Genomic DNA, 24,448 nt, shown 5'->3' with positions numbered 1-24,448 from the left:
TCGGGGCTCCTATTCGGCCTGGGCAGAGTGCTCGGCGATCAGCGTGCGGGCCGCGTCGAGGTCGTCGGGGGTCTTCAGCGCGAGGGTCTTGACGCCGGGCAGGGCGCGCTTGGCGATGCCCACCAGCGTGCCGCCCGGGCTCACCTCGACGATCCCGGTGACGCCCAGCTCCTTGAACGTCTCCATGCACAGGTCCCAGCGCACCGGGTTGGCCACCTGGCCCACCAGGCGGTGCACGATGTCCTGTCCGCCGGTGACGACGCGGCCGTCCTTGTTCGAGACGTAGCGGGTGTGCGGGTCGGCGGCCGTGACCTGCGCGACCGCTTCCTCCAGCACCGTCACGGCCGGGGCCATGTGCTCGGTGTGGAAGGCGCCGGCGACCTTCAGCGGTACGACGCGGCGGGTCCCCTCGGGCTTGTCCTCGGCCAGCGCGGCCAGCTGCTCGGCGGTGCCCGCCGCGACGATCTGGCCGGCGCCGTTGACGTTCGCGGGGGTCAGGCCCAGCTTCTCCAGGTGCGGCAGGACCACGTCCTGCTCGCCGCCGAGGAGGGCGGCCATGCCGGTCTCGGTGACGGCGGCGGCGTCGGCCATGGCCAGACCCCGCTTGCGTACGAGCTCCAGCGCGGCGTCCTCGGACAGCACGCCGGTCAGGGCCGCGGCGGCCAGTTCGCCGACGCTGTGCCCGGCGGCGGCGCCGACCTGCCGGGAGAAGTCCTCCGGGGTCGCGAACAGCTGCCCTGCGGAGACCAGGGAGGCGGCCACCAGCAGCGGCTGTGCCACCGCGGTGTCGCGGATCTCGTCCGCGTCGGCCTTCGTGCCGTAGTGGACCAGGTCCAGGTCGATGGCGGCCGACCACGCACGGAGCCGGTCTTCGACACCGGGGAGGTCGAGCCAGGGGGTCAGGAAGCCGGGCGTCTGAGCGCCTTGGCCGGGAGCGACGAGTACGAGCACCCTCACACTCTCTCTTGTGGGAGGTCCCGCCCGCCCGTGGGGACAGGGACGAAGAACCATCAGGGGAATTGTCGGTGTTCTACAAAAGCCTAGAGCTGGCCGTCGCGGTCGGCCAGACGCCCCAGGATCAGCGCGATGCGCAGCGTGAACGCGGAGCGAACGTCCGACGGTGACCAGCCGGTGACGTCGGTCACACGTCGCAGCCGGTAGCGCACGGTGTTCGGGTGCACGAACAGCATCCGCGCCGCGCCCTCCAGACTGCTGGCCTGTTCCAGGTACACGCTCAGCGTCTCCAGGAGAGCCGAGCCTGCTTCCTCCAGCGGCCTGTAGATCTCCTCCACCAGCTGCTCGCGAGCCGCCGGGTCGGAAGCCATCGCCCGCTCCGGGAGCAGGTCGTCGGACAGTACGGGACGGGGCGCGTCCGGCCAAGCGGCACACGCCTTGAGCCCCGCCGCCGCGGCCTGTGCCGACCGGGTCGCGGCCAGCAGGTCCGCGACCACCGGGCCGGCCACCACCGGGCCCGGCGCGAACGGTCCGATCAGGGCTTTCGCCGCTTTGAGCGGATCGTCCGAGCCACCCGCGATGACCACCAGACGGCTGCCCAGGACGCCCGTGAGCACCTGGAGCTTGGCGTGCCGGGAGGCACGGCGGATGGCTTCCACCGTCAGCTCGCTGTCCCCGTCGGGGGCCGTACCCAGCACAACGCACACGTGTTCGGGAGAATTCCAGCCGAGCGCCGCGGCCCGCGAGACCGCGCCCTCGTCGGCTTCCCCGGAGAGCACCGCGTTGACCACCAGCGACTCCAGCCGCGCGTCCCAGGCGCCCCGCGCCTCCGCGGCCTGCGCGTACACCTGGGCCGTCGCGAAGGCGATCTCCCGCGCGTAGACGAGCAGCGCCTCGCGCAGCACGCTCTCGTCGCCGGGGGCCGCCACGTCGTCGATCGCCGCCTCCATGACCTCGATGGTCGTACGGACCATCTCCACGGTCTGGCGCAAAGTGATCGCCCGGGTCAGCTCGCGCGGCGCCGTGCCGAAGACGTCGGTGCTGATGGCCTGCGGCGTCTCCGGGTGCCGGAACCACTCGGTGAAGGCCGCGATGCCCGCCTGGGCCACCAGCCCGATCCACGAGCGGTTCTCCGGCGGCATGGCGCGGTACCACGGCAGCTGCGCGTCCATGCGGGCGATGGCGTTGGCAGCCAGCTTTCCGGACGACTTCTCCAGCCTGCGGAGCGTCGCGGTGTGCGGATGCGGGAGCGGGTCGCGCGATGCGGGTTCAGACACGGGGACAAGCCTGCCTTATCGGGGCGGTGTGATGGCGCGGTGGGCTCTTCGGTGCGGGGGCTACGGTGGTCGGGTGATCCAGGTACACAGAGGCGATGAACGGTATCCGGGCGGTGACGCGGCGGCCGGCATCCGGACGCGGCACGCCTTCTCCTTCGGCCCGCACTACGACCCGGACAACCTGCGCTTCGGCGCGCTGATCGCCTGCAACGAGGAACGGCTCGCGCCGGGCGCGGGATTCGGCGAGCACCCGCACCGCGACACCGAGATCGTGACCTGGGTCGCCGAGGGCGAGCTGACCCACCGGGACTCGACCACGGGACACGAGACGGTGGTGCGCCCCGGCGACGTGCAGCGGCTCAGCTCGGCGGACGGCGTGCGGCACGAGGAGCGCAACGACGGTGTCGCTCCGCTGCGCTTCGTGCAGATGTGGCTCGCGCCGTCCTCGTTCGGCGGCGACCCGGCGTACGAGGTGGTGCGCGGCATCGCCGACGGGACGCCGTACGCGGTGCCGCGGGCCGGCGCGATGCTGCACGTACGGCGGCTGGCCGACGGCGAACGCTCCGCCGTGCCGGCGGCGCCGCGGATGTACGTGCACGTCGTGCGCGGTGCGGTGCGGCTGGACGGCGAGCGCCTTGAGGCGGGGGACGCGGCGCGGGTCACCGGGGCGGCGGACCTGGAACTGGCCGCCGTGGGGGCCGCGGAGTGCCTGCTGTGGGAGATGCCGGGCGAACCGTCGTACGGCTGAGGCGGCGGGCGGCCGGGCGGCCCCGGCCGGGGCCGCCGCGGCACCGCTGCGGGTGTTCAGCGCAGCTCGGCGAGGATCGCGTCCGTGAGGGGCGGCCACGCCTCGACCGCCCACGGGCCGAAGGCCCGGTCGGTCAGGGTGACGCAGGCGGCGCCCGCGTCCGGGTCCACCCACAGGAACGTGCCCGCCTGGCCGAAGTGCCCGAACGTGCGCGGCGAGGACGAAGCGCCCGTCCAGTGCGGCGACTTGCCGTCGCGGATCTCGAATCCCAGGCCCCAGTCGTTCGGGTTCTGCATCCCGTAGCCCGGCAGCACGCCGCGCAGACCGGGGAAGACCACGGACGTCGCCTCGGCGAGCGTCTGCGGCGCCAGCAGGCGCGGCGCGAGCAGCTCGGCGGCGAACCGGGCCATGTCGGCGGCGGTGGAGATGCCGTCCTTGGCGGGTGAGCCCTGCACCGGCAGGTCGGTGGCGGCCATGCCGAGCGGTTCGAGGACGGCCTCGCGCAGGTACTGGGGGAACGGGATGTCGGTGGCCTTGGCGATGTGGTCGCCGAGCGCCTCGAAGTTCGCGTTCGAGTACAGGCGGCGCTCGCCCGGCGGTGCCTGCACGCGGTGCTCGTCGAAGGCCAGGCCGGCGGTGTGCGCGAGCAGGTGGCGGACGGTCGAGCCAGGAGGCCCGGCCGGCTCGTCCAGCTCGACCGCCCCTTCCTCGACGGCGAGCAGCGCGGCGTACGCGGCGAGCGGCTTGGTGACCGAGGCCAGCGGGAAACGGTGCTCCTGTGGGCCGTGCGATCCGGCCACCGTCCCGTCGGTCCGTACGACGGCGGTGGCCGCGGTCGGCACCGGCCAGTTCTCGATCATCCGAAGGCTCTGCAAGGACATGGCCACGAGCCTAACGCCCCGGCGGCACGGCCGGGACGGGCCGGGGCGGGGGCCGTCCGCCCCGGGTCTGCCAAGAGAGGGTCAAGACTTCGCTTGCTTGGAGTGCACTCCAAGTCTCTAGCGTTGAAGCCGTCGTGAGAGATCCGGGAGAAGGCGGCCCGGTACCGGGACGTCCGGCGACTACGGGAGGCACGGCATGACGGTGACGGCGACGGACCAGGCGGTGGTGGAGCCGGTACGGCCGACCGCCTGCAAGGGAAGGGTCCTGCACCCGCGGCCCAACGGCCGCGACCAGTACACGATCAGCGAGGTCGCCGAGCACACCGGCCTGAGCGCGCACACCCTGCGCTGGTACGAACGGATCGGACTGATGCCGCACGTGGACCGCACGCACACCGGCCAGCGCCGCTTCAGCAACCGCGACCTGGACTGGCTGGACCTGGTGACCAAGCTCCGCCTGACCGGCATGCCGGTCGCGGACATGGTCCGCTACGCCGAGCTGGTGCGCGAGGGCGCGCACACCTTCCCCGAGCGGGAACGGCTGCTGACCGCGCACCGCGAGGACGTACGGCAGCGCATCGACGAGCTGCAGAGCACGCTCCGGGTCCTCGACTACAAGATCGACATATACGCCGACGCCCGCCGGGCGTCGGAGAAAGCCTGAGGTCGGCATGAGCACTGGGAACATCGGAACCGTCCGGCTGGGAACCTCCGGGCCGCTGGTCGGGGTCCAGGGCCTCGGCTGCATGGGCATGAGCTTCGCGTACGGCCCGACCGAGGACGCGGGCGAGGCGCGGGCGACGCTGGAGCGGGCGCTCGAACTGGGCGTGACGCTCTTCGACACCGCCGACATGTACGGGATGGGGCACAACGAGGAGTTCATCTCGCCGTTCATACGGGCCCACCGGGACGAGGTCGTGCTCGCGACGAAATTCGCTCTGGCCATCGACCCGGAGGACCCCTCGAAGCGCTCCGTCCGCAACGACCGGCCCTACATCCGCCAGGCCGTCGAGGCCAGCCTGCGCCGCCTCGGCGTGGACGAGATCGACCTGTACTACATGCACCGCCGCGACCCGGACGTCCCGATCGAGGACACGGTCGGCGCGATGGCCGAGCTGGTGGCCGAGGGCAAGGTCAAGCACCTGGGCCTGAGCGAGGTGACCGGCGGCGAACTGCGGGCCGCCCACGGCGTGCACCCGATCGCGGCCGTGCAGTCGGAGTGGTCGCTGTTCAGCCGCGACGTGGAGGACGGCGTGGTGCCGGCCGCGCGCGAGCTGGGCGTCGGCTTCGTGCCGTACTCGCCGCTCGGCCGCGGGTTCCTGACCGGCTCGTTCGTCAGCGCCGAGAAGGAGCTGGGCGAGGACGACTTCCGCCGTCAGCAGCCCCGTTTCACGGGCGGCAACGCGAAGGCCAACGCGGCCCTGCTGGAGCCGGTGCGCGAGGTCGCCGCCGCGCACGGAGCGTCGCTCGGGCAGGTCGCGCTCGCCTGGGTGCAGCAGCAGGCACAGGTGCACGGCCTGGCCGTGGTGCCGATCCCGGGCACGCGCAAGCGCAGCCGTGTCGAGGAGAACGCGGCCGCCACGCGCATCGTGCTCGGCGAAGAGGAGCTGGCACGGCTGGAGCCGGTCGCGAGCAAGGTCGCGGGCGACCGGTACGCGGACATGACGTTCACCTCGGCGGGCCGGGAGTAAGGCGAAACGTTTCCGGCGGGCGGCGCCGTCCCCCGGCCGGCGCCGCCCGCCGGTTCAGGCCAGCCCCAGGGCGAACACCCCGAAGGCCGCAGCCAGGACGCCCGCGAGCGCCCGCCGGGCGGCCGTGGCACCCGTCCACGGTGCCTCGAACCGGCGGGTCAGTCGGCCGATGAGCAGCAGCGCCACGGCGAAGACGGGCAGCCAGGCGAGGCGGGCGAGGACCCAGCCCCCGGTGTCCGGCGCGGTGGTGAGTCCGGGCACGGCGCCGAGGAAGGACCCGGGAACCGCCGCCGAGAACATCGCCGTCTGGTGCCAGCACAGGACCGTCATCGCGCTCAGGTTGACGACGACGACCGGTGCCCAGAGGGCGGGGCGGCGCAGCAGCCGGGCGATACGGTCGCGCAGCAGGACCGCGGCGCCGGACTGCGCGGCGGCCAGCGCGAGGACCAGCAGCGACGGCGGGTGGGAGTTGGTGCGGTCCTGGCCCGGGACGCCCACCATGCTCGTCGGGTAGTGGAAGAAGACCAGCAGCGCCGCGAACAGCGCGGTGCCGCCGAGCAGCAGCGTCCACGCGGCGCGCCGCCCGAGCCGCTTCTCGCCCCACGAGACGCCCAGTTGGTAGGCGAACATCCAGCCCGGCAGCAGGTTGAGCAGGCTCAGCCAGGACGGCACGGCGTCGGCGTACGGCCCGTACCGCAGGAAGTCGACGACGGCGACGGCCCCCAGCAGGGGCGCGGCGGCCCAGGCGCCCATGCGGCGGGCCGCGCGGACGCAGTACGGCGTGAGCGCGGTGATCCCCGCGTAGACGCCGACGAACCACAGCGGCTGGATGACCAGGGTGGCCCCCGTACGGAGCGTCGCCTCCGGCACGCCCAGCGCGGACAGGACGGGGATCAGCAGGGCCCAGACGGCGGTCACGCCGAGGACGGGACGGCCCAGCCGGGCGAGGCGGGCGCGCAGCCAGCGGCCCGTCGACTCGCCCCGTTTCGCGGCGCGGTGGAAGGAGAGCACCGAGGCGTAACCGCCGACCAGGAAGAAGATGCCGAGCATCTGGAGCACCCAGCTCGCGGGCGCCAGGGCGGCGAAGGAGGACAGCGGGCTCGCGTTGTGCAGCGCGCCGCCGGGGTCGCGGGTGAAGCCGCCGAGCAGCCAGTGCCCGGTCGGCACGGCGAGCAGCGCGAGGGCGCGCAGGCCGTCGACGGCGCGGTCCCGGTGGGCGGGCGTACGGCCTTCGATGGTGCGGACCGCCGCGCGGGCGGGGGCGAGGAGAGGAGTGGCCACGAGGCGTCCTTCCGGGGCTCGTCGGAGTGTGGCGGGCGGCGGGTCAGCGCACCTGGCCGTAGCGGCCGAGCGCGATGTCGGCGAAGTTGCGCAGCGAGTCCGTGCCGGGCGCGAGATAGCCGGTGTGGCCGTCGGCCGTCCGCGCCGGGACCCGGCGCGCGCCGAACTCGGGGTCGGTGGGGTCCGTGCCGTGGCCGAGCCCCAGGAACTGCACGTGCGGCAGGTCGCCGATCCAGTCGGACGCGTCGCGGGCGGCCCACACCCGGGCGGTGGTGCGCAGCGCCGCCGCGCTGTCCGCCCGCATACCGGGCGAGCCGAAGACGACCAGGTCGGCGATCCGCCCCTGCGCCAGCCGCGGCACGGCCTTGCCGCAGACGACCGACCCGTAGCTGTGGCACAGCAGGGCGGGGGCCGGTGCGCCGACGGCGGCCAGGCCGTCCAGGAAGCGGGCCAGGCGCGGTGCGCCGGCCTCCGCCAGGCGCCCCGTCGCGGCGTCCGGGCCCAGGCCGACCGGCGTGGTGTAGCCGGTCCAGGCGATCGCCGCCGTACGGACGCCGGGCGCCTCGCGGGCCATCTGGGCCCGCAGCGACTTGGCCATGCCGGACGGCGTGCCGTACGGGTCGCGCTGCCGGTCGGCCGAGGACAGGTCGATGTCCGAGCCGGGCACGAACACGGAGGTGTGCTGCGCCGTCACCAGGTCCCCGAACACCTCGGCCACCTGGCCGCGGCCGCGCGGGTCGAAGGCGAGTATCCGGCGCCCGGGGCGCAGCAGTTCGGCATAGCGGGCCGCCGTCCGGCGCGCTTCCTGGTGGTCCTGGAGAGTGCCGGACGGGTCGGTGGCGCGGGCCAGCTGCCGGTCGCGCTCCGCCTTCAGGGCGAGGGCGTTGGCGCGGTACCGCAGGGCGACGGGCGCGCCGTCGAGGTTGCCCACGGTCAGCGGGTGACGGGCCGCCAGCTCCTGGCGCTGCGCCTCGGTCAGCGCGCGGAAGAAGCGGGCGACCTCGGCCGGGGCGGCGGTCGCCGGGTCGGGCAGCCGCTGGCCCAGCGAGTGGTCGGCGCGCCAGGCGGCGGCGCCGGGCGCGGGGCCGGTGACGGCGTCCTGGGCGGACCCCGCGGCCCAGCCGCCGGTACCGCCGACGATCGTCGCGGCCAGCACGACCGCGACGATCGTGCGCCTACCGCGTTGGCCGAACCGGCGCAGCAAGGACATGGCGGGGTCTCCCTCTTCCGTTGGCGTGACGGAGGGAAACGTAAGAACCAGACGTGTGACGTGGCGTCACACCGCGGGGCCAACTGTCCGCTGATACCGGGGTAGGGGGTCGCTGACCTGCTCGTCCCTGAGCACGACCGGCCAGCCCCACGGGCCGTACGGGGGCTGGCCCCACCCCCGGCCGCCGCGACCGGCGGCGCGGTGGCGGGTGGCGGCGGGGGCGGGCGGTCGCGCCGGTGGCGGAGGGAGAACGGCCGGTCCCGGGCCGGGGCTCAGTTCGCCCCTGGCGACACCAGCCCCGACTCGTACGCGAAGATCACGGCCTGGGCGCGGTCACGCAGCTCCAGCTTGGCCAGCACCCGGCCGATGTGGGTCTTCACGGTCTGCTCGGCGAGCACCAGCGACTCGGCGATCTCCTGGTTCGACAGGCCGCGGGCGATCAGCTCCAGGACCTCCGTCTCCCGCGGGGTGAGCCCGTTGAGCCGCAGCGAGGCCCGGTCCTTGCGGGGTGCGGGCCGCTGCCGGGCGAAGTCGGCGATCAGCCGCCGCGTCACGGACGGCGCGAGCAGCGCCTCGCCGGCCGCCACGACCCGTACCGCCGAGATCAGGTCGGCCGGCGGCGCGTCCTTGAGCAGGAACCCGGACGCCCCCGCCCGCAGCGCCTCGTATACGTAGTCGTCCACGTCGAAGGTGGTGAGCATCAGCACCTTCGGGCGGTGCACCACGCCCGTCGGCGGGTCCAGCAACTGCCGGGCCGCCTCCAGCCCGTCCATCTCGGGCATGCGGACGTCCATCAGCACCACGTCGGGGTGCGTACGGCGGCTCAGTTCGACGCCCTGTACGCCGTCCGGCGCGTCGCCGACGACGTCGATGTCGCTCTGCGCGGCCAGCAGCGCGGCGAAGCCGGCGCGCACCATGGCCTGGTCGTCGACAATGATCACCCGAGTGGTCATGCGGGGTCGTGATCCTTTGCTGTTATGGGGAGTTGCGCGGCGACGCGGAAGCCGCCGTCGGGCAGGGGCCCGGTGTCCAGGGTGCCGTCCACCAGCCGTACGCGCTCACGCATGCCGACGAGCCCGTGGCCGGTACCGGAGGTCTCCAGCGGCGGCACGGCGCGCGGTGGGGCGCTGTTGACGACGAGCACGGTCAGCCGGCCGCCCGCCGCGTCCACCGTGACCGAGACGCGGGTGCTCGCGCCCGGCGCATGGCGTACGACGTTGGCCAGCGCCTCCTGCACGATGCGGTACGCCGACAGGTCCACCGCCGGAGCAAGCGCCACCGGCTCGTCCGGCAGCGCCAACTCGACCGGCACTCCCGCCCGTACCGTTCCCTCGACCAGCTTCGGCAGCTGCGCGAGGCCGGGCTGCGGCGCCTTCTCCGGGCCGCCGTGCCGCTCCGTCTCCTCGCTGCGCAGCACGCCCAGCAGCCGCCGCATCTCGGCCAGCGACTCGCGCGCGGTGGCGGCGATCGTGCCGAACTCCTCCTGGGCGGCTTCGGGAATCCCGCTGATGCGGTACGGCGCGCTGGCGGCCTGGACCGTGATCACGGACATGTGGTGGGCGACCACGTCGTGCAGCTCGCGGGCGATCCGCGTGCGCTCCTCCAGCAGCGTGCGCATGGCCCGTTCGGCCTCGCTGATGTTCTCCTGCTCGATCAGCTTGCGCTGCGCGGCCCCGCGCTCCCGGAGCGCGCCGCCCACCAGCAGCACGACGCCGGTGAGGGTGAACGTCAGCAGCCACGTGCCGTCGCTGCGGTCGGACCTGAACAGTTCGAAGACGATGCCGAGGGCGCCGGTGGCGCCCCAGACGGCTACCAGGGTGCGGCGCTTCTCGCGCAGGGAGAGCGCCAGCATCAGCGCGAGGTAGCCGATGATGGCCGTGGGCGGCCAGGGCAAGGGGTGCCCATCGGCCTGGGGGGCGGCGGACAGGAGGACACCGCCGACGACATCGGCGCCGAAGACCACCCACCACGCTTGGAGCGGCCGGGTCACGGCCGGCAGCAGCGGCACGGTCTGCGCGACGGCCAGCGCCCCGGCCAGGCCGCCGTTGAGGCCGTAGTCGTGGGCGAGGACGATCACCGTCGTGGGCAGCAGCGACGCCACGAAGGCGAAGGCGACCGCGTACGGGAGCAGGCGCAGCCAGCGGTTGTGCACGGTGCCGAGGAGCGGGACGTCGGGACCGGCCGGCGTCCCGAGGTCCTCGGCGAGCGTGCGCAGCGCCCGCCGCCCGGCCCGCAGGACGCGGGCCCGGGTGCTGTGGCGGTCGCCGGTGGTACGTGGTGCTGTGGTCTTCATGGCCCGATCAGCGTAAGCGGCGGCCGCCTGCCCCGGCGTCATACCGGGGGTTGCCTTCGCGGTCATACCCGGGTACGGGGGCGGACCGCTACAGCTCCGCCAGCAGCTCCGCCTTCTTCGCCGTGAACTCGGCGTCCGTGAGGAGGCCGGCGGTGTGCAGCTCGCCCAGCTGGCGGATGCGGTCGGCGATGTCGGCCGGATCGCTGCGGGCGTCGGCACGGGGCCGCACCGCCCGGCGTACCGCCGTGTCCTCCGAGGGGGCGGCGGCCCGTACGGCCTGGAGCACCGCGGCCGCGAACGGCAGCGACTCGTGCACCGGCCCGTACCCCAGCCCGAAGACCACCGCGGCCGGGTCCTGGTCCGCCTCGCCGGGCCGCTCCTCCTCCGGGCCGCGCTCCACCAGCCGCAGGTGGCCGCTGCCCCACTCCGGCGAACGCCACTCCACCCCGGACAGCCCGCCGACCGGGAAGCTCTGGTCACCGCGCTTCCACTTCGCCGACGACGCCCCCGTCCAGAACCAGCGGAAGGCCACCGCGCTGCCGTCGAAGGTCGCCTTGCCGTCGTACGCCTTGAAGGTCATCGGCGGTTCGGGCGCGGTCACCAGGTGCTCGTCGGCGGGGAGCGCGGCCGCGGGCCCGAGCGCGGCGCGCAGTTCGTCCCGGTAGTACTCGGCGAGCACCTCGCGCTCCGCAGGCAGCACCAGGCGGTAGGGGTCGAGGTCGTCCTTGAGCTGGCCGTTCGCCGCCTCCATCAGGGGATCGGCACCCGGCCGCGGCACCGCGCGCAGCACCACCGTGCCGCGTCTGCCCTCGGACAGCTCGACCGACCTCAGCGCCTCGTACGGAACGCGCCGCTCGCTGAGCGCCTGGAAGAGCTTCGGCCTGCGTATCCCCCGTTCGAAGCGGATGAGCACGGAGTCCGTGTCGAACTCCCAGACGGCGTGAAAACCGGCCAGCACATCACCCATGCGGCTCATCGTATGCGGCGGTCGCCCGCCCGTCCCCCTTCCGGACATCATGCGCTACGCGCGTCAAGCCGCTTTTGCCCCATGCCGCTCCCGGACCCGGTGCGTCCGGAAACCGCCCCCGGACCGGCCGGCGCCGGGCCCGCGCCCCGCCGCTCAGGCGAGGTCGGCCGAGCAGTCCCGGTCCTGCGCCGAACAGTCCACGGAGGTGAGCGCGCCCACCCCGATCAGCGCGAAGTTGCGCAGGCTCTGCGTCCCGGGCGCGAAGTAGCCGGCGTGCCCCTTGGCACCTGAGGCCGACAGCACCCGGGCGCCGAAGGCCGAGGTGACCGGGTCGGCACCGTGGCCCAGCCCGCCGACCTCCAGGTACGGCACGTCCTGGATCCAGTCGTCGGCGTCCCGCATCGCCCAGACGCGGGCGTGGGTGCCGAGCGCGGCGGTGGTGTCGGCCCGCATGCCGGGGCTGCCCGCCACCGCGATGTCGCCGACGTTGGACGGCAGCCGGCTCGCCGCCACCCCGCACACCACGGACCCGTAGCTGTGGCACATCAGCGAGACGGAGACGGATTCCGGCAGCGCCCGCACCAGCGCGTTCAGCCGTACGGCACCGGCCTCGGCGAGCTGCCCGGTGGCCGCGCCGACACCGAGCCCGGCGGGCGCGGTGTAGTCGGCCCAGGCGATCACGGCCGTACGGGAGCCGGCGCGCGCCGACCGCTCGGCGTCGTACAGCGACTTGCCCATGCCGACCGGCGCGCTCGTCGCCCGCGCGGTGCGCTCGAAGGTGCCCAGGTTGGTGTCGACGCCGGGCACCACCACCGAGACGCGGCGGGCCCGGCGCAGATCGCCGAAGACCTCGGCGGCCCGGCCGCCGCCGGCCGGGTCGAAGGCGAGGATCTGCCGCCCGGCCGCGCGCATCGACTCGAAGCGGTGCATCAGCCGGCCGGCCTCCTGGCGGCCCACCGGCGTCAGGCGCCGGTCGTTCATCCGCTTACGCGCCACCTCGCCGGCCTCTTGCAGGGCCTTCTTGTTGGCCTGATAGCGCAGGGCCACGGGGGCGCCGCCCATGTTGCCGACCACCAGCGGGTAGCGGTCGGCCAGCGCGCTCGCGTCGGCGCGGCCGAGCGAGCGGAAGAAGGCGGCGAGCGTGCCGGGGGCGGAGCCGGTGTCCGGCAGCCGGTGCCCGCGGAAGGAGGCGTGCTCCCAGGCGGACCGCGCGGTGGCCAGCGGATTGGCGTCGTCCTTGCTGCCTCTGACGGCCGTCCAGCCGGTCATCGCAAGCATCACGAACACCACCACCAGGGCGAGCACAGCACGCCAGGCGGTGGACTGGAGGAAACCGAAGGAGGGAGCGCCGAGCCCCGAGAACGAAGAAGTCACCGCGGGCCACCCTAGGAGACCTGGCGGGGCGCCCGCTCCAGGGGTGACGGATGTCACGTTTCAGGCTGGTCATATGGGGCCACTTCGGACACGGTGTGCCGACGCCCCACGCTCAGACGTGCAGAAACGGTCTCACGCGCCCAATCGCGGCCAGTCGCCGGACACGGCCGGAACGATCTGTGCGAGGTACTGCTCGGTGATCTCGCGGATCGACTCCACGCTGACGTCCTCGCCCTCGCCCCACACCTTCCCCGCGACCCGCATCACGCCGCTGAACGCCGCGACCACCACCCGCGGCCGCGGGTCCGCCGCCACGTCCAGCCCCTCGCGGCGCGCAACGAGCCGGGCGATCTGCTCCTCCAGCTCCGAGTAGCGGCGCAGGTGCGCGGCGACGAGCGCGGGCGTCGACTCGATCATCCGGTACGTCCGCATGTGCAGTTCCAGCGGGATCACGGTCCGGATCGCGTCGCCGATCTCGTCCCACGACGTCAGCACGGCATTGCGCAGCGCCTCCAGGGGCACTTCGGCGGACGGCCGCCGCTCCAGCTCCTCCATGAAGCGCGCCTCCACCATTTCCTGTACGGCGAAGACGACCTCTTCCTTGCTCGCGAAGTAGCGGAAGAACGTCCGCTGCGACACGTCGACGGCCTCCGCGATCTCGTCGATGGTCGTCTCTTCGTAGCCGTGCGCCGTGAACAGTTCGAGTGCGGAGCGGATCAGCGCGTCGCGGGTGCGCTGCTTCTTGCGCTCGCGCAGACCGCCGGGGGAGGGGGCGCCGGTTCCGGTGGCGGCGGAAGCTGTGCCTCCGTGGGTCCAGGCCGTTTCCAGTCGTGTCGCCTGCGGCGTGGAGCCGGTCATCCTGCGCCGCCTTTCTCGTTGTTGCCGCTGCTCAGAATACCTGTGAGCTAAATGACAGTTACCGACTCATGAATTACTTTGTCAACTGTCAGTGGCTGACATTAGCCTCGTGGAATGAGCTCTCAGACCCCGGTTGCCCATGCCGCGCCGGACCTCTCCGCACCGGAGCCTCGCAAGGGACTGCGGGGCCATCCGTGGTTGACACTGTTCTCCGTCGCGATCGGCGTGATGATGGTGGCCCTCGACGGCACCATCGTCGCCATCGCCAACCCGGCCATCCAGGCGGACCTGAAGGCGTCGCTCGCCGACGTCCAGTGGATCACCAACGGCTATCTGCTGGCCCTCGCCGTCTCGCTGATCACGGCCGGCAAGCTCGGTGACCGCTTCGGCCACCGGCAGACGTTCCTCATAGGCGTGGTGGGCTTCGCGCTCGCCTCCGGAGCCATCGGCCTGTCCGGTGAGGTCTCGCTGGTCATCACCTTCCGCGTGCTGCAGGGCATCTTCGGCGCGCTCCTGATGCCCGCGGCGCTCGGCCTGCTGCGCGCGTCCTTCCCGGCCGAGAAGCTCAACATGGCCATCGGCATCTGGGGCATGGTCATCGGCGCCTCCACCGCCGGCGGCCCGATCGTCGGCGGCCTGCTCGTCGAGCACGTGAACTGGCAGTCGGTGTTCTTCATCAACGTGCCGGTCGGCGTCCTCGCCCTCGTACTGGGCCTGGTCATCCTCAAGGACCACCGCGCCCAGAACGCGCCGCGCTCCTTCGACATCCCCGGCATCGTGCTGCTCTCCGGCGCCATGTTCTGCCTCATCTGGGCCCTGATCAAGGCCGGCGAGTGGGGCTGGGGCGACGCCAAGACGCTGGGCTTCCTGGCCGCGGCGGTCGTCGTCTTCGCCGCCTTCGCGGTGCTGGAGACCAAGGTCCGCGAGCCGCTGATCCCGCTGCGGATGTTCCGTTCCGTGCCGCTGACGGCCGGCACGGTCCTGATGGTGCTGATGGCCTTCGCCTTCATGGGCGGCCTCTTCTTCGTCACCTTCTACCTTCAGAACGTGCACGGCCTGAGCCCGGTCGACAGCGGTCTGCACCTGCTGCCGCTGACCGCGATGATGATCGTCGGCTCGCCGGCCGCGGGCGCGCTGATCACCAAGTTCGGCCCGCGCATCCCGCTCGTCGGCGGCATGGTCTGCACCGCCGTCGCCATGTTCGGCATGACGACGCTGTCCACCGGTACGGGCACGCTGACCATGTCCCTGTGGTTCGCCCTGCTGGGCCTGGGCCTCGCCCCGGTCATGGTCGGCGCCACCGAGGTCATCGTCGGCAACGCGCCGCTGGAGCTGTCCGGCGTGGCGGGCGGCCTCCAGCAGGCCGCCATGCAGGTCGGCGGCAGCCTCGGTACGGCGGTGCTCGGTGCCGTGATGACCGCCAAGGTCAACTCGGACTTCGCGGGCAACTGGACCAAGGCCGGCCTGCCGGGCGCCCCGGACCCGGCGCTCAAGGCCGCCGCCGAGGTGGGCGCCGTGCCGCCGCAGGTGGCCCAGGCGCCCGGCATGACGCCGCAGATCGCCGACCGCATCGGCACCGCGGTGCACGACACGTTCGTGTCCGGCATGGGGCTGGCCTTCACCGTCGCCTGCGCCGTGGCGGTCGTCGCGGCCGTCGTCGCGCTGTTCACGAAGCGCGGTAGCAACGCGGAGGCGGGCGCGGGCGTCGGCCACATCTGACCGTCCGCCCCCGGGGTAACCGGCTCGCGCCGACGCGCGGCCGGCCAGGGCCAAGAGCCTGTGCCAGGCTCCTACCGCCCTCGCCGACCGCGCGTTTCGTTTCTCCACAGGCGCGCGTTCCCCCGTACGGATAGGACGACCGCCGCGCCCCCGTGCGGCCTCAGCAGTGCATCCGGCGTCAACGACCCGCCCCCGCGCACCCGTTGGCGGCCCGGCGGCCGCGCGTCGCCTATCCGGGTGGGCCGCCCGGCGATGACTTGGCTCCGGCGCCCGCCCGCGGCCAAGCTCGGACCACTGACCCGCGGCGGGCAACCACCCGCCGCGGCAGGCCACTTCGTACTCCACGGGGGAGTGATGCACATGCGTACGATCCACGCCGTCGCGCTGCTGACGGGAGCCGCCGCACTGGCCGCCGCCCACCTCGCCGTCCCGTCCGCGCACGGAGCGCCGCGGCAACGGCCGCCGGCCCACGCGGGACCGGCCGCGGGCGACTGCGCCACCGGCCAGTTCTGCGTCTGGCCGGGCCGCGGCTTTGCCGGAAAGCGGCAGACCTACGAACTGTCCGGCACCGACATCGAAAGCTGCGTCACGCTGCCCGCCGGAACCCGCGCCGCCTCGTTCGCCAACCGCACGGGCCGGCCCGTCACCACGTACCAGAGCGCCGAGTGCGAGGAGACCGGGGAGTTCGACACCTATCCGGGCGGCGGCAGCTGGGTGCCCGAATCCCCTTACCAGGTCAGGGCGTTCAAAATCTGGGAGCGCTGAACGGGGGAGTGAGCACCGCGGCGCAGGGTACCCGGAGTCCGAGCCCGAACCACACGACCCTCGGGAGGGATGATGGCGGGCCTCGGACAGCACAGCCGCACCCGATGGCGTACCCACCTGCGGAGCAACCCCCGCTCACAAGGCCGGATGGGGCCTCGGACCGGGCCGGACCGCGTGACGCTGGGCGTGATCGGACTGATCTGCGCGGTCGCCGGATTCTTCATCCTGAGCATCGTCCTCGGGCCGGTGTCCGTGCTCCTCGGCTGGCTTGCGATGGGCCGCCGGTGGAGCGGCGCGAACCAAGCGCTCCCCGCACTGGTGGCCGTGGTCCTCGGTGTGATCGACACGGTGTTCGCGATCATCCGGATCACCACAGCGGCCACCGGGGCTCCGTTCTGAGCGGATCCCCGGCACCGCGAACGCGAGGCGCCCCCGGCCGGATCTCTCCGGCCGGGGGCGCCTCGCGACATCGGCTGCCCGGTGGGACGCTTACGCGTCGCCGCCCGCCTCGCCCGCCTCGGCGGCCGCGACGTCCAGCAGCTGGTACCGGTCGATCGCCTGCTTCAGCAGCGAGCGGTCGACCTTGCCCTCCTTGGCCAGCTCGGTGAGCACGCCGAGGACGATCGACTGCGCGTCGATGTGGAAGAAGCGGCGGGCCGCGCCGCGCGTGTCGGCGAAGCCGAAGCCGTCGGCGCCCAGCGACTGGTAGGTGCCCGGCACCCAGCGCGCGATCTGGTCGGGAACCGCACGCATCCAGTCGGAGACGGCCACCTTCGGACCCTGGGCGTCGGCCAGCTTCTGCGTCACGTACGGGACGCGCTGCTCCTCCTCCGGGTGGAGCAGGTTGTGCTCCTCGGCCTCCACCGCGTCGCGGCGCAGCTCGTTCCAGGAGGTCGCCGACCAGACGTCCGCCTTGACGTTCCACTCGTCGGCCAGGATTCGCTGGGCCTCGATCGCCCACGGCACGGCCACGCCGGAGGCGAGGATCTGGGCCGCGTGCTCGCCCTTGTCGCCCGGCTGGACGCGGTACAGGCCCTTGAGGATGCCCTCCACGTCCACGTCCGCCGGCTCGGCCGGGTGCTGGATCGGCTCGTTGTAGACGGTGAGGTAGTAGAAGACGTCCTCGCTGTTCTCGCCGTACATCCGGCGCAGACCGTCCTTGACGATGTGCGCGATCTCGTACCCGTACGCCGGGTCGTAGGCGACACACGCCGGGTTGGTCGAGGCGAGCAGCTGGGAGTGGCCGTCCGCGTGCTGGAGGCCCTCACCGGTCAGGGTCGTACGGCCGGCGGTCGCGCCCAGCACGAAGCCGCGCGCGAGCTGGTCGGCCATCTGCCAGAACTGGTCACCGGTGCGCTGGAACCCGAACATCGAGTAGAAGACGTAGATCGGGATCAGCGGCTCGCCGTGCGTGGCGTAGGCGGAGCCCGCCGCGATCAGCGACGCGGTGCAGCCGGCCTCGGAGATGCCGTCGTGCAGCATCTGGCCGGTCGGCGACTCCTTGTAGGCGAGCAGCAGTTCGCGGTCGACCGACTCGTAGATCTGGCCCAGCGGGTTGTAGATCTTCGCGGACGGGAAGAACGCGTCCATGCCGAAGGTGCGGTACTCGTCCGGCGCGATCGGCACGAAGCGCTTGCCGATCTCCTTGTCCCGCATGAGGTCCTTCAGGACCCGCACGAACGCCATGGTCGTGGCGATCTTCTGCTGGCCGGAGCCCTTCTTCGCCCCCGCGTACGCCTTGTCGTCCGGCAGCGGCAGCGGCTTGGCGCGCACGACACGGGTCGGGACGTACCCGCCGTTCGCCTTGCGGCGGTCGTGCATGTACTGGATCTCTTCGGAGTCGCGGCCCGGGTGGTAGTACGGCGGGTTGCCGTCCTCCAGGTCCTTGTCCGCGATCGGCAGGTGCAGCCGGTCGCGGAAGCGCTTGAGGTCCTCGGCCGTCAGCTTCTTCATCTGGTGGGTCGCGTTGCGGCCCTCGAAGTTCGGACCGAGGGTCCAGCCCTTGACGGTCTGCGCGAGGATCACCGTCGGCTGGCCCTTGTGGGCCTTGGCCGCCGCGTACGCCGCGTAGATCTTCTTGTGGTCGTGACCGCCGCGGCCCAGGTGCTGGATCTGCTGGTCGGTCATGTTCTCGACCATCGCGCGCAGGCGGTGGTCGTCACCGAAGAAGTGCTCGCGGATGTACGCGCCGGTCTCGGTCGCGTACGTCTGGAACTGGCCGTCCGGGGTCGTGTTCAGCTTGTTGACCAGGATGCCGTCGCGGTCCTGGGCCAGCAGCGGGTCCCAGCTGCGGTCCCACACCAGCTTGATCACGTTCCAGCCGGCACCGCGGAACTGCGACTCCAGCTCCTGCATGATCTTGCCGTTGCCGCGGACCGGGCCGTCCAGGCGCTGCAGGTTGCAGTTGACCACGAAGGTCAGGTTGTCCAGGCCCTCACGCGCCGCGAGGGACAGCTGGCCGAGCGACTCGGGCTCGTCCATCTCGCCGTCGCCCAGGTAGGCCCACACGTGCGAGTCGGAGGTGTCGGCGATGCCGCGCGCCTCCATGTAGCGGTTCATCCGGGCCTGGTAGATCGCGCCGAGCGGGCCGAGGCCCATCGAGACGGTCGGGAACTCCCAGAAGTCCGGCATCAGCCGCGGGTGCGGGTAGCTGGACAGGCCGTTGGGGAACTTGGACTTCTCCTGGCGGAAGGCGTCCAGCTGCGTCTCGGTGAGCCGGTCCAGGAGGTACGCGCGGGCGTACACGCCGGGGGAGGCGTGGCCCTGGAAGAAGATCTGGTCGCCGCCCTTGCCGTCGTCCTTGCCCCGGAAGAAGTGGTTGAAGCCCACGTCGTAGAGGGAGGCGGAGGACGCGAAGGTGGCGATGTGGCCGCCGACGCCGATGCCGGGGCGCTGCGCCCGGGAGACCATCACCGCGGCGTTCCACCGGGTCGCGTTCAGGATCTTGCGCTCGATCTCCTCGTTGCCGGGGAAGAACGGCTCGTCCTTGGTCGCGATGGTGTTGACGTAATCCGTGCTGCGCATCTCGGGCACGGCCACGCGCTTCTCGCGGGCACGCTCGATCAGGCGGAGCATGAGGTAGCGGGCACGTTCCCGGCCTCGCTCATCGACGGCTGCGTCGAGCGAGTCGAGCCATTCCTGGGTCTCTTCGGGATCGAAGTCCGGGACCTGGCTGGGAAGGCCGCCAATGATGATCGGGTTGCGATCGGATCCGGAAGCCACGCTGTTCCTTCGCTGTTCGGTATTGCTCTGCTTGGTGTCGCGCCGTCTTCCATCGTGTACCGGCTCACCGGGATACGTCATCTCTACCGGTGGGTAACCACCCCCTAAGAGACGGGCGCGCGAAGGCCGGTTTTTCAGGTCGGCCAAATCGCAACCATACGCCCACGCCCGAAGTGGTCGCCGTACGGTCGTACGGCGTACGAAAGGAGGTCCGGTTGTCCGGTGTCGCCCCCCAAAGGGCCCAGTCCGCTCCCATTACCCCACAAACCCCGCAGAAAGGTGTGGGGTGAATCACTTCCCGGCGTGCGCGCGGGGTCGTAGTTGCGGCGAGACGGCGGTAAACGTCACCGTTTCGACGGTCTCGGCGGCCGGGTACTTGCGCGATCCGCCCGGCCCGTGTGGACTACGCCCAATGCCCCGCGCGTGCGTGGGGTGCACGTCATTTACCGAAACATGACAGGAGGCAATCCGTGAGCGCGACCGCGGACCACGCGGAGGAGCGGACCAACCCGGCCATCAGGCTGGGGTTCGAGCCCGGACAGGTGGTCCAGGAGATCGGCTACGACGACGACGTCGAGCAGGAGCTCCGCGAAGCCATTGAGGCCGTGATCGGCCAGGAGATCGTTGACGAGGAATACGACGACGTCGCCGACGTCGTCGTGCTGTGGTTCCGCGATGACGACGGCGACCTCACGGACGCGCTGGTGGATGCCATCGGTCTGATCGACGAGGGCGGCGAGATCTGGCTGATGACGCCCAAGACCGGCCGTGACGGGTACGTCGAGCCGAGCGACATCAACGAAGCCGCGCAGACCGCGGGCCTGTCCCAGACCAGGAGCATCAACGCGGGCAAGGACTGGAGCGGCAGCCGCCTGGTCACCCCCAAGGCCGCCAAGTCGGGCAAGCGCTGAGCTGCGCGCCCCCACGTTCCGTACCGAGCCCTCCGCCGGGGATCCGGTGGGGGGCTCGGCGCGCGTGCCCCGGCGCGTAGGGTTGGCCGCAACCTGTTGGAATCCGCCGGAGCGGCCGCTGCCGGCGCTGCCCCGCGCCGCACGCCGGTGCCGGCGCGTGCGCGGCGACGGTGTCCGCTCACGGCGTCTGCGAAGGGAACGGTCCCCATGGCGATCGAGGTCGGCACGAAGGCTCCGGAATTCGAGCTGAAGAACCAGCACGGCGAGCTGGTCAGGCTCTCCGACTTCCGCGGCGAGAAGGCCGTCGTCCTCCTCTTCTACCCCTTCGCCTTCACCGGCGTGTGCACCGGTGAGCTGTGCGCCCTGCGCGACGAGCTGCCGAAGTTCGTCAACGACGACGTGCAGCTGCTGGCCGTCTCCAACGACTCGCCGTTCTCGCAGCGCGTCTTCGCCGAGCAGGAGGGCCTGGAGTACCCGCTGCTGTCGGACTTCTGGCCGCACGGCGAGGCCTCGCGGGCGTACGGCGTCTTCGACGAGGAGAAGGGCTGCGCGGTGCGCGGGACCTTCATCATCGACAAGGAGGGCGTGGTCCGCTGGACGGTCGTCAACGGCCTGCCCGACGCCCGTGACCTCAACGACTACCTCAAGGCGCTCGGGAACCTCTGACCCCGGCCGCGACCGGCTCCCGCCACGACATCGGCGCGGTGTCCGTACCGGTACCTGTAATCGGCGGGAACCGGTCACTAGGATCAAAACGTTGATCCGATGCCATGCACGATGGGGGCGCAAAGCATTACGTACCCCTCGAATCTAGGGAGGACTCGTGGGAGTCAGCCTCAGCAAGGGCGGCAACGTCTCGCTGACGAAGGAAGCCCCCAATCTGACCGCGGTGCTCGTCGGTCTGGGCTGGGACGCCCGTACCACCACCGGTACGGACTTCGACCTGGACGCCAGCGCGCTGCTGACCAACGACCAGGGCAAGGTCGCCAACGACCAGAACTTCGTGTTCTTCAACAACCTGAAGAGCCCGGACGGCTCGGTCGAGCACACCGGTGACAACACCACCGGTGAGGGCGAGGGCGACGACGAGGCCATCAAGGTGAACCTCGCCGGCGTGCCCGCCGACGTGGCCAAGATCGTCTTCCCGGTGTCGATCTACGACGCCGAGAACCGCCAGCAGAGCTTCGGCCAGGTGCGCAACGCCTACATCCGCGTCGTCAACCAGGCCGACGGCAACGAGCTGGCCCGCTACGACCTGAGCGAGGACGCCTCGACCGAGACCGCCATGGTCTTCGGCGAGCTGTACCGCAACGGCGCGGAGTGGAAGTTCCGTGCCATCGGCCAGGGGTACGCCTCGGGCCTGCGCGGCATCGCGCAGGACTTCGGCGTCAACGTCTGACCGGAGCCGTCACCCTTCCGCACCCGGCGCCGTACACCCCTGTTCCGGGGCGTACGGCGCCGGGCGTGCTTGAAGCCCGTACGAAGTCTGTACGGGGTACGGCCGGTCATCCGTAAGGAAGCCGTAGGAAAGCCGTAGGAAAGCCGTGCGCAAGCGCGGCACCACCGTCACCGGGGAGGAAGCGAACACCATGGGCGTCACGCTCGCAAAGGGAGGCAACGTCTCCCTCTCCAAGGCCGCTCCGAATCTCACGCAGGTCATGGTCGGCCTCGGCTGGGACGCGCGCTCCACCACGGGAGCGCCGTTCGACCTCGACGCCAGCGCGCTGCTGTGCAGGTCGGGACGGGTGCTCGGGGACGAGTACTTCGTTTTTTACAACAATCTGAAGAGCCCGGACGGCTCGGTCGAGCACACCGGCGACAACCTCACCGGCGAGGGCGAGGGGGACGACGAGTCCATCCTCGTCGACCTCGGCGCGGTCCCCGAAGAGGTCGACAAGATCGTTTTTCCGGTCTCGATCCACGAGGCGGATGCCCGCGGCCAGAGCTTCGGCCAGGTCAGCAATGCCTTCATCAGGGTGGTCAACCAAGCCGACGGCAGTGAGCTGGCCCGTTACGACCTGAGCGAGGACGCCTCCAGCGAAACGGCAATGATCTTCGGTGAGGTCTACCGGTACAGCGGTGAATGGAAGTTCCGCGCGGTGGGCCAGGGGTACGCGTCGGGGTTGCGAGGCATCGCTCTAGACTTCGGGGTCAACGTTTCGTAAAGCGCCGCGCACTGCGCGCGGGGGACCCCATACAGCGAGGGATTGGGTTAGGCAGTGCTCCTGAAAACCTTTGGCTGGTCGTTCGCCGTCACGGCGGCAGGCCTGGCCTTGGCCGGAGTCCTCTGGGGGTGGCAGGGGCTAGCGATCGTCGGCATCCTGTCGATCCTGGAAATCTCGGTCTCGTTCGACAATGCGGTCATCAACGCGGGAATCCTGCGCAAGATGAACGCCTTCTGGCAGAAGATCTTCCTGACGATCGGCATTCTCATCGCCGTCTTCGGCATGCGCCTGGTCTTCCCGGTCGTCATCGTCGCGATCACCGCGAAGATCGGGCCGATCGAGGCCGTCGATCTCGCGATCAACGACAAGACGCAGTACGAGCACCTGGTCACGACCGCCCACCCGGCCATCGCGGCCTTCGGCGGCATGTTCCTGCTCATGATCTTCCTCGACTTCATCTTCGAGGAGCGCGAGCACAAGTGGCTGGGCTGGCTGGAGCGGCCGCTGGCGAAGATGGGCAAGCTGGACATGCTGTCCGTCATCGTCGCGCTGGTCGTCCTGATGGTCACGGCGATGACGGTGGCCACCGACGTCGCGCACGGCGGCGGTGACAAGAGCGCGACGGTGCTCCTGTCCGGCGTCGCGGGCCTGCTCACGTATCTGGTCGTGGGCGGCATCTCCGGCTACTTCGAGGACAAGCTGGAAGAGGCCGAGGAGGACGAGGGCGAGGCCGGGGAAGACGGCGGGACGGCGGCGAAGGCGGCCGGGGACGAGCGGCCGGGCGGCGCGAAGCAGCGCGGTGCCGTCTCGGGTGTCGGGCTCGCGGGCAAGGCCGCGTTCTTCCTGTTCCTCTACCTGGAGGTCATCGACGCGTCGTTCTCCTTCGACGGCGTCATCGGGGCCTTCGCCATCACCAACGACATCTTCGAGATGGCGCTGGGTCTGGGCATCGGCGCGATGTACATCCGTTCGTTGACGGTCTTCCTGGTCCGCAGGGGCACCCTGGACGACTACGTCTACCTGGAGCACGGCGCGCACTACGCCATCGGCGCGCTGGCGGTCATCCTGCTCGCCACGATCAAGTACGAGATCAGCGAGGTCATCACCGGCCTGGTCGGAGTCGTTCTGATCGGGCTGTCGTTCTGGTCGTCCGTGCGCAAGAACCGACGTGACGGCAAGCTGGCGGAAGATTCCAAGGCAAAGCCGGAAGTCGCCTCCGGAGTGTGACGGCGGTCTGATTGAGGAACGCTCTCAGCGGGGCGGCCATGGAGTGCTCACTCCATGGCCGCCCCGCGGCCGTACCGGGGCAGGGGTGGCCGGGGCAAGCAGCAGTCGGGCCGCCGGGCCATCCGGGCGGGCGGCCCCGGGACCGATCGATGGGGTGGGGCAAGGTGTCGTTCTTGGACAACTGGCGTCGGGGCGGGGCGCCGAAGTTCGAAGCCGGTGGCGCGTCGTACGTGATCGAGCTGACCAAGCGCAATCCGGTGGTCTCGCTGACGAAGCAGGGCGCGGCCTCCGGGCACCTGCGGGTCAACCTGTCCTGGCAGATGCGGACGTCGGACATCACGATGCGCGGCTCGCAGCGCGGCGGGAGCCTGCTGCGCAACCCGGGCAAGATGTTCAAGCCGGAGGTGGTGCAGGCGCAGGGGCCGGCGGTCGTCAAGATCGACCTGGACCTGGCCTGCCTGTACGAGCTGAAGGACGGCACCAAGGGCGTGGTGCAGCCGCTCGGCAACTTCCTGGGGGACATCAACGCCGCGCCGTACGTGAAGCTCAGCGGCGACGACCGCTTCGGCTCGCCCTCCGGCGAGACGCTGTACATCAATCTCGACCACCGCGACGAGATCAAGCGCCTGCTGATCTTCGTCTACATCTACGACGGCACACCGGCCTTCGACCGCACCCAGGCCGTCGTGACGCTCTACCCGAGCAACGGGCCGCGCGTGGAGATCGGGCTCGACGAGCGGGCGCCCCAGGCCCGCTCCTGCGCGATCTTCATGCTGGAGAACAACAAGGGCGAACTGACCGTCCGCCGCGAGGTGAAGTACGTCTACGGCTTCCAGTCCGAACTGGACCGCCTGTACGGCTGGGGCCTCCAGTGGGGCCGGGGGTACAAGACGAAGGTGTGAGCC

Annotated in this window: 23 protein-coding genes; 12 read left to right on the top strand and 11 right to left on the bottom strand. The window is 71.5% G+C overall.

Annotation, left to right across the window (positions count from 1 at the left end):
- Positions 1-9: 9 nt before the first annotated feature.
- Positions 10-951, bottom strand: a complete 942-nt coding sequence (locus ACH4K4_RS08005; RefSeq protein WP_398165606.1) for an ACP S-malonyltransferase — start codon at positions 949-951, stop codon at positions 10-12.
- An 89-nt stretch (positions 952-1,040) separates the two neighbouring features.
- A complete protein-coding gene (locus ACH4K4_RS08000; protein WP_398165604.1) occupies positions 1,041-2,231 on the bottom strand; it encodes a PucR family transcriptional regulator in 1,191 nt (396 codons plus the stop codon).
- Positions 2,232-2,262: 31 nt separating this feature from the next.
- Here ACH4K4_RS08000 and ACH4K4_RS07995 point away from each other — a divergent pair, with 31 nt between their 5' ends.
- Positions 2,263-2,979 (top strand): pirin family protein, encoded by a 717-nt coding sequence (locus ACH4K4_RS07995; protein WP_398165603.1) that lies wholly within the window; start codon positions 2,263-2,265, stop codon positions 2,977-2,979.
- A 56-nt stretch (positions 2,980-3,035) separates the two neighbouring features.
- Here the strand turns inward: ACH4K4_RS07995 and ACH4K4_RS07990 are convergent, their stop codons facing one another.
- A complete protein-coding gene (locus ACH4K4_RS07990; RefSeq protein ID WP_398165602.1) occupies positions 3,036-3,860 on the bottom strand; it encodes a serine hydrolase domain-containing protein in 825 nt (274 codons plus the stop codon).
- A 196-nt stretch (positions 3,861-4,056) separates the two neighbouring features.
- Here ACH4K4_RS07990 and ACH4K4_RS07985 point away from each other — a divergent pair, with 196 nt between their 5' ends.
- Together ACH4K4_RS07985 and ACH4K4_RS07980 are read left to right on the top strand one after the other, a co-directional pair.
- Complete coding sequence (locus ACH4K4_RS07985) at positions 4,057-4,524, top strand: MerR family transcriptional regulator (protein ID WP_398165601.1); 468 nt, start codon at positions 4,057-4,059, stop codon at positions 4,522-4,524.
- Positions 4,525-4,531: 7 nt separating this feature from the next.
- A complete protein-coding gene (locus ACH4K4_RS07980) occupies positions 4,532-5,551 on the top strand; it encodes an aldo/keto reductase (RefSeq protein WP_398165599.1) in 1,020 nt (339 codons plus the stop codon).
- Between the two features lie 54 nt (positions 5,552-5,605).
- Here the strand turns inward: ACH4K4_RS07980 and ACH4K4_RS07975 are convergent, their stop codons facing one another.
- The 7 genes from ACH4K4_RS07975 to ACH4K4_RS07945 form a co-directional block, all read right to left on the bottom strand.
- A complete protein-coding gene (locus ACH4K4_RS07975) occupies positions 5,606-6,832 on the bottom strand; it encodes an acyltransferase (protein WP_398165598.1) in 1,227 nt (408 codons plus the stop codon).
- 43 nt (positions 6,833-6,875) lie between these two features.
- On the bottom strand, positions 6,876-8,042 hold the full coding sequence (locus ACH4K4_RS07970; protein ID WP_398165597.1) for an alpha/beta hydrolase: 1,167 nt from the start codon (positions 8,040-8,042) through the stop codon (positions 6,876-6,878).
- 272 nt (positions 8,043-8,314) lie between these two features.
- Positions 8,315-8,995 carry a response regulator gene (locus tag ACH4K4_RS07965; RefSeq protein WP_398165595.1) on the bottom strand — a complete coding sequence of 227 codons (681 nt, stop codon included), beginning with the start codon at positions 8,993-8,995 and terminating at the stop codon, positions 8,315-8,317.
- Entirely contained in the window at positions 8,992-10,335 is a 1,344-nt protein-coding gene (locus ACH4K4_RS07960; protein WP_398165594.1) for a sensor histidine kinase, read from the bottom strand. The genes ACH4K4_RS07965 and ACH4K4_RS07960 overlap by 4 nt, the downstream gene beginning before the upstream one ends.
- 88 nt (positions 10,336-10,423) lie before the next feature.
- Positions 10,424-11,302, bottom strand: coding sequence for a DUF4429 domain-containing protein (locus ACH4K4_RS07955; protein ID WP_398165593.1), 879 nt, complete (start codon positions 11,300-11,302; stop codon positions 10,424-10,426).
- 153 nt (positions 11,303-11,455) lie between these two features.
- A complete protein-coding gene (locus ACH4K4_RS07950; protein ID WP_398165592.1) occupies positions 11,456-12,676 on the bottom strand; it encodes an alpha/beta hydrolase in 1,221 nt (406 codons plus the stop codon).
- Between the two features lie 132 nt (positions 12,677-12,808).
- Positions 12,809-13,534 (bottom strand): TetR family transcriptional regulator, encoded by a 726-nt coding sequence (locus tag ACH4K4_RS07945; RefSeq protein WP_398165590.1) that lies wholly within the window; start codon positions 13,532-13,534, stop codon positions 12,809-12,811.
- 114 nt (positions 13,535-13,648) lie between these two features.
- Between ACH4K4_RS07945 and ACH4K4_RS07940 the strand changes: the two genes are divergently transcribed.
- From ACH4K4_RS07940 to ACH4K4_RS07930, 3 genes are all read left to right on the top strand, one after another.
- Entirely contained in the window at positions 13,649-15,253 is a 1,605-nt protein-coding gene (locus ACH4K4_RS07940) for an MFS transporter (RefSeq protein WP_398165588.1), read from the top strand.
- Between the two features lie 360 nt (positions 15,254-15,613).
- Positions 15,614-16,018: a peptidase inhibitor family I36 protein gene (locus ACH4K4_RS07935; protein WP_398165587.1), complete on the top strand. Its 405-nt coding sequence runs from the start codon at positions 15,614-15,616 to the stop codon at positions 16,016-16,018.
- Positions 16,019-16,087: 69 nt separating this feature from the next.
- On the top strand, positions 16,088-16,417 hold the full coding sequence (locus ACH4K4_RS07930; protein ID WP_398165585.1) for a small hydrophobic protein: 330 nt from the start codon (positions 16,088-16,090) through the stop codon (positions 16,415-16,417).
- A 90-nt stretch (positions 16,418-16,507) separates the two neighbouring features.
- On the opposite strand, the gene aceE is transcribed toward ACH4K4_RS07930, so the two are convergent.
- On the bottom strand, positions 16,508-19,240 hold the full coding sequence (gene aceE, locus ACH4K4_RS07925) for a pyruvate dehydrogenase (acetyl-transferring), homodimeric type (protein ID WP_398165584.1): 2,733 nt from the start codon (positions 19,238-19,240) through the stop codon (positions 16,508-16,510).
- Between the two features lie 470 nt (positions 19,241-19,710).
- On the opposite strand from aceE, the gene ACH4K4_RS07920 reads away from it, so the two are divergent.
- From ACH4K4_RS07920 to ACH4K4_RS07895, 6 genes are all read left to right on the top strand, one after another.
- Complete coding sequence (locus tag ACH4K4_RS07920; RefSeq protein ID WP_398165582.1) at positions 19,711-20,151, top strand: DUF3052 domain-containing protein; 441 nt, start codon at positions 19,711-19,713, stop codon at positions 20,149-20,151.
- Positions 20,152-20,358: 207 nt separating this feature from the next.
- On the top strand, positions 20,359-20,817 hold the full coding sequence (locus ACH4K4_RS07915; RefSeq protein ID WP_398165580.1) for a peroxiredoxin: 459 nt from the start codon (positions 20,359-20,361) through the stop codon (positions 20,815-20,817).
- A 157-nt stretch (positions 20,818-20,974) separates the two neighbouring features.
- Positions 20,975-21,550, top strand: coding sequence for a TerD family protein (locus ACH4K4_RS07910; RefSeq protein ID WP_030023139.1), 576 nt, complete (start codon positions 20,975-20,977; stop codon positions 21,548-21,550).
- Positions 21,551-21,740: 190 nt separating this feature from the next.
- Positions 21,741-22,316 carry a TerD family protein gene (locus ACH4K4_RS07905; protein ID WP_360138087.1) on the top strand — a complete coding sequence of 192 codons (576 nt, stop codon included), beginning with the start codon at positions 21,741-21,743 and terminating at the stop codon, positions 22,314-22,316.
- Positions 22,317-22,370: 54 nt separating this feature from the next.
- Entirely contained in the window at positions 22,371-23,543 is a 1,173-nt protein-coding gene (locus ACH4K4_RS07900; RefSeq protein ID WP_398165579.1) for a DUF475 domain-containing protein, read from the top strand.
- Between the two features lie 164 nt (positions 23,544-23,707).
- A complete protein-coding gene (locus ACH4K4_RS07895) occupies positions 23,708-24,445 on the top strand; it encodes a Tellurium resistance (protein ID WP_398165577.1) in 738 nt (245 codons plus the stop codon).
- The last annotated feature ends 3 nt before the right edge of the window (positions 24,446-24,448 follow it).

Origin of the sequence: Streptomyces sp. NPDC017529 (assembly GCF_044329785.1) — a bacterium.
Lineage (GTDB): Bacteria > Actinomycetota > Actinomycetes > Streptomycetales > Streptomycetaceae > Streptomyces.
Note: the sequence above shows the minus strand (reverse complement) of the source record. Positions and strands in the feature narration are given on the sequence as shown.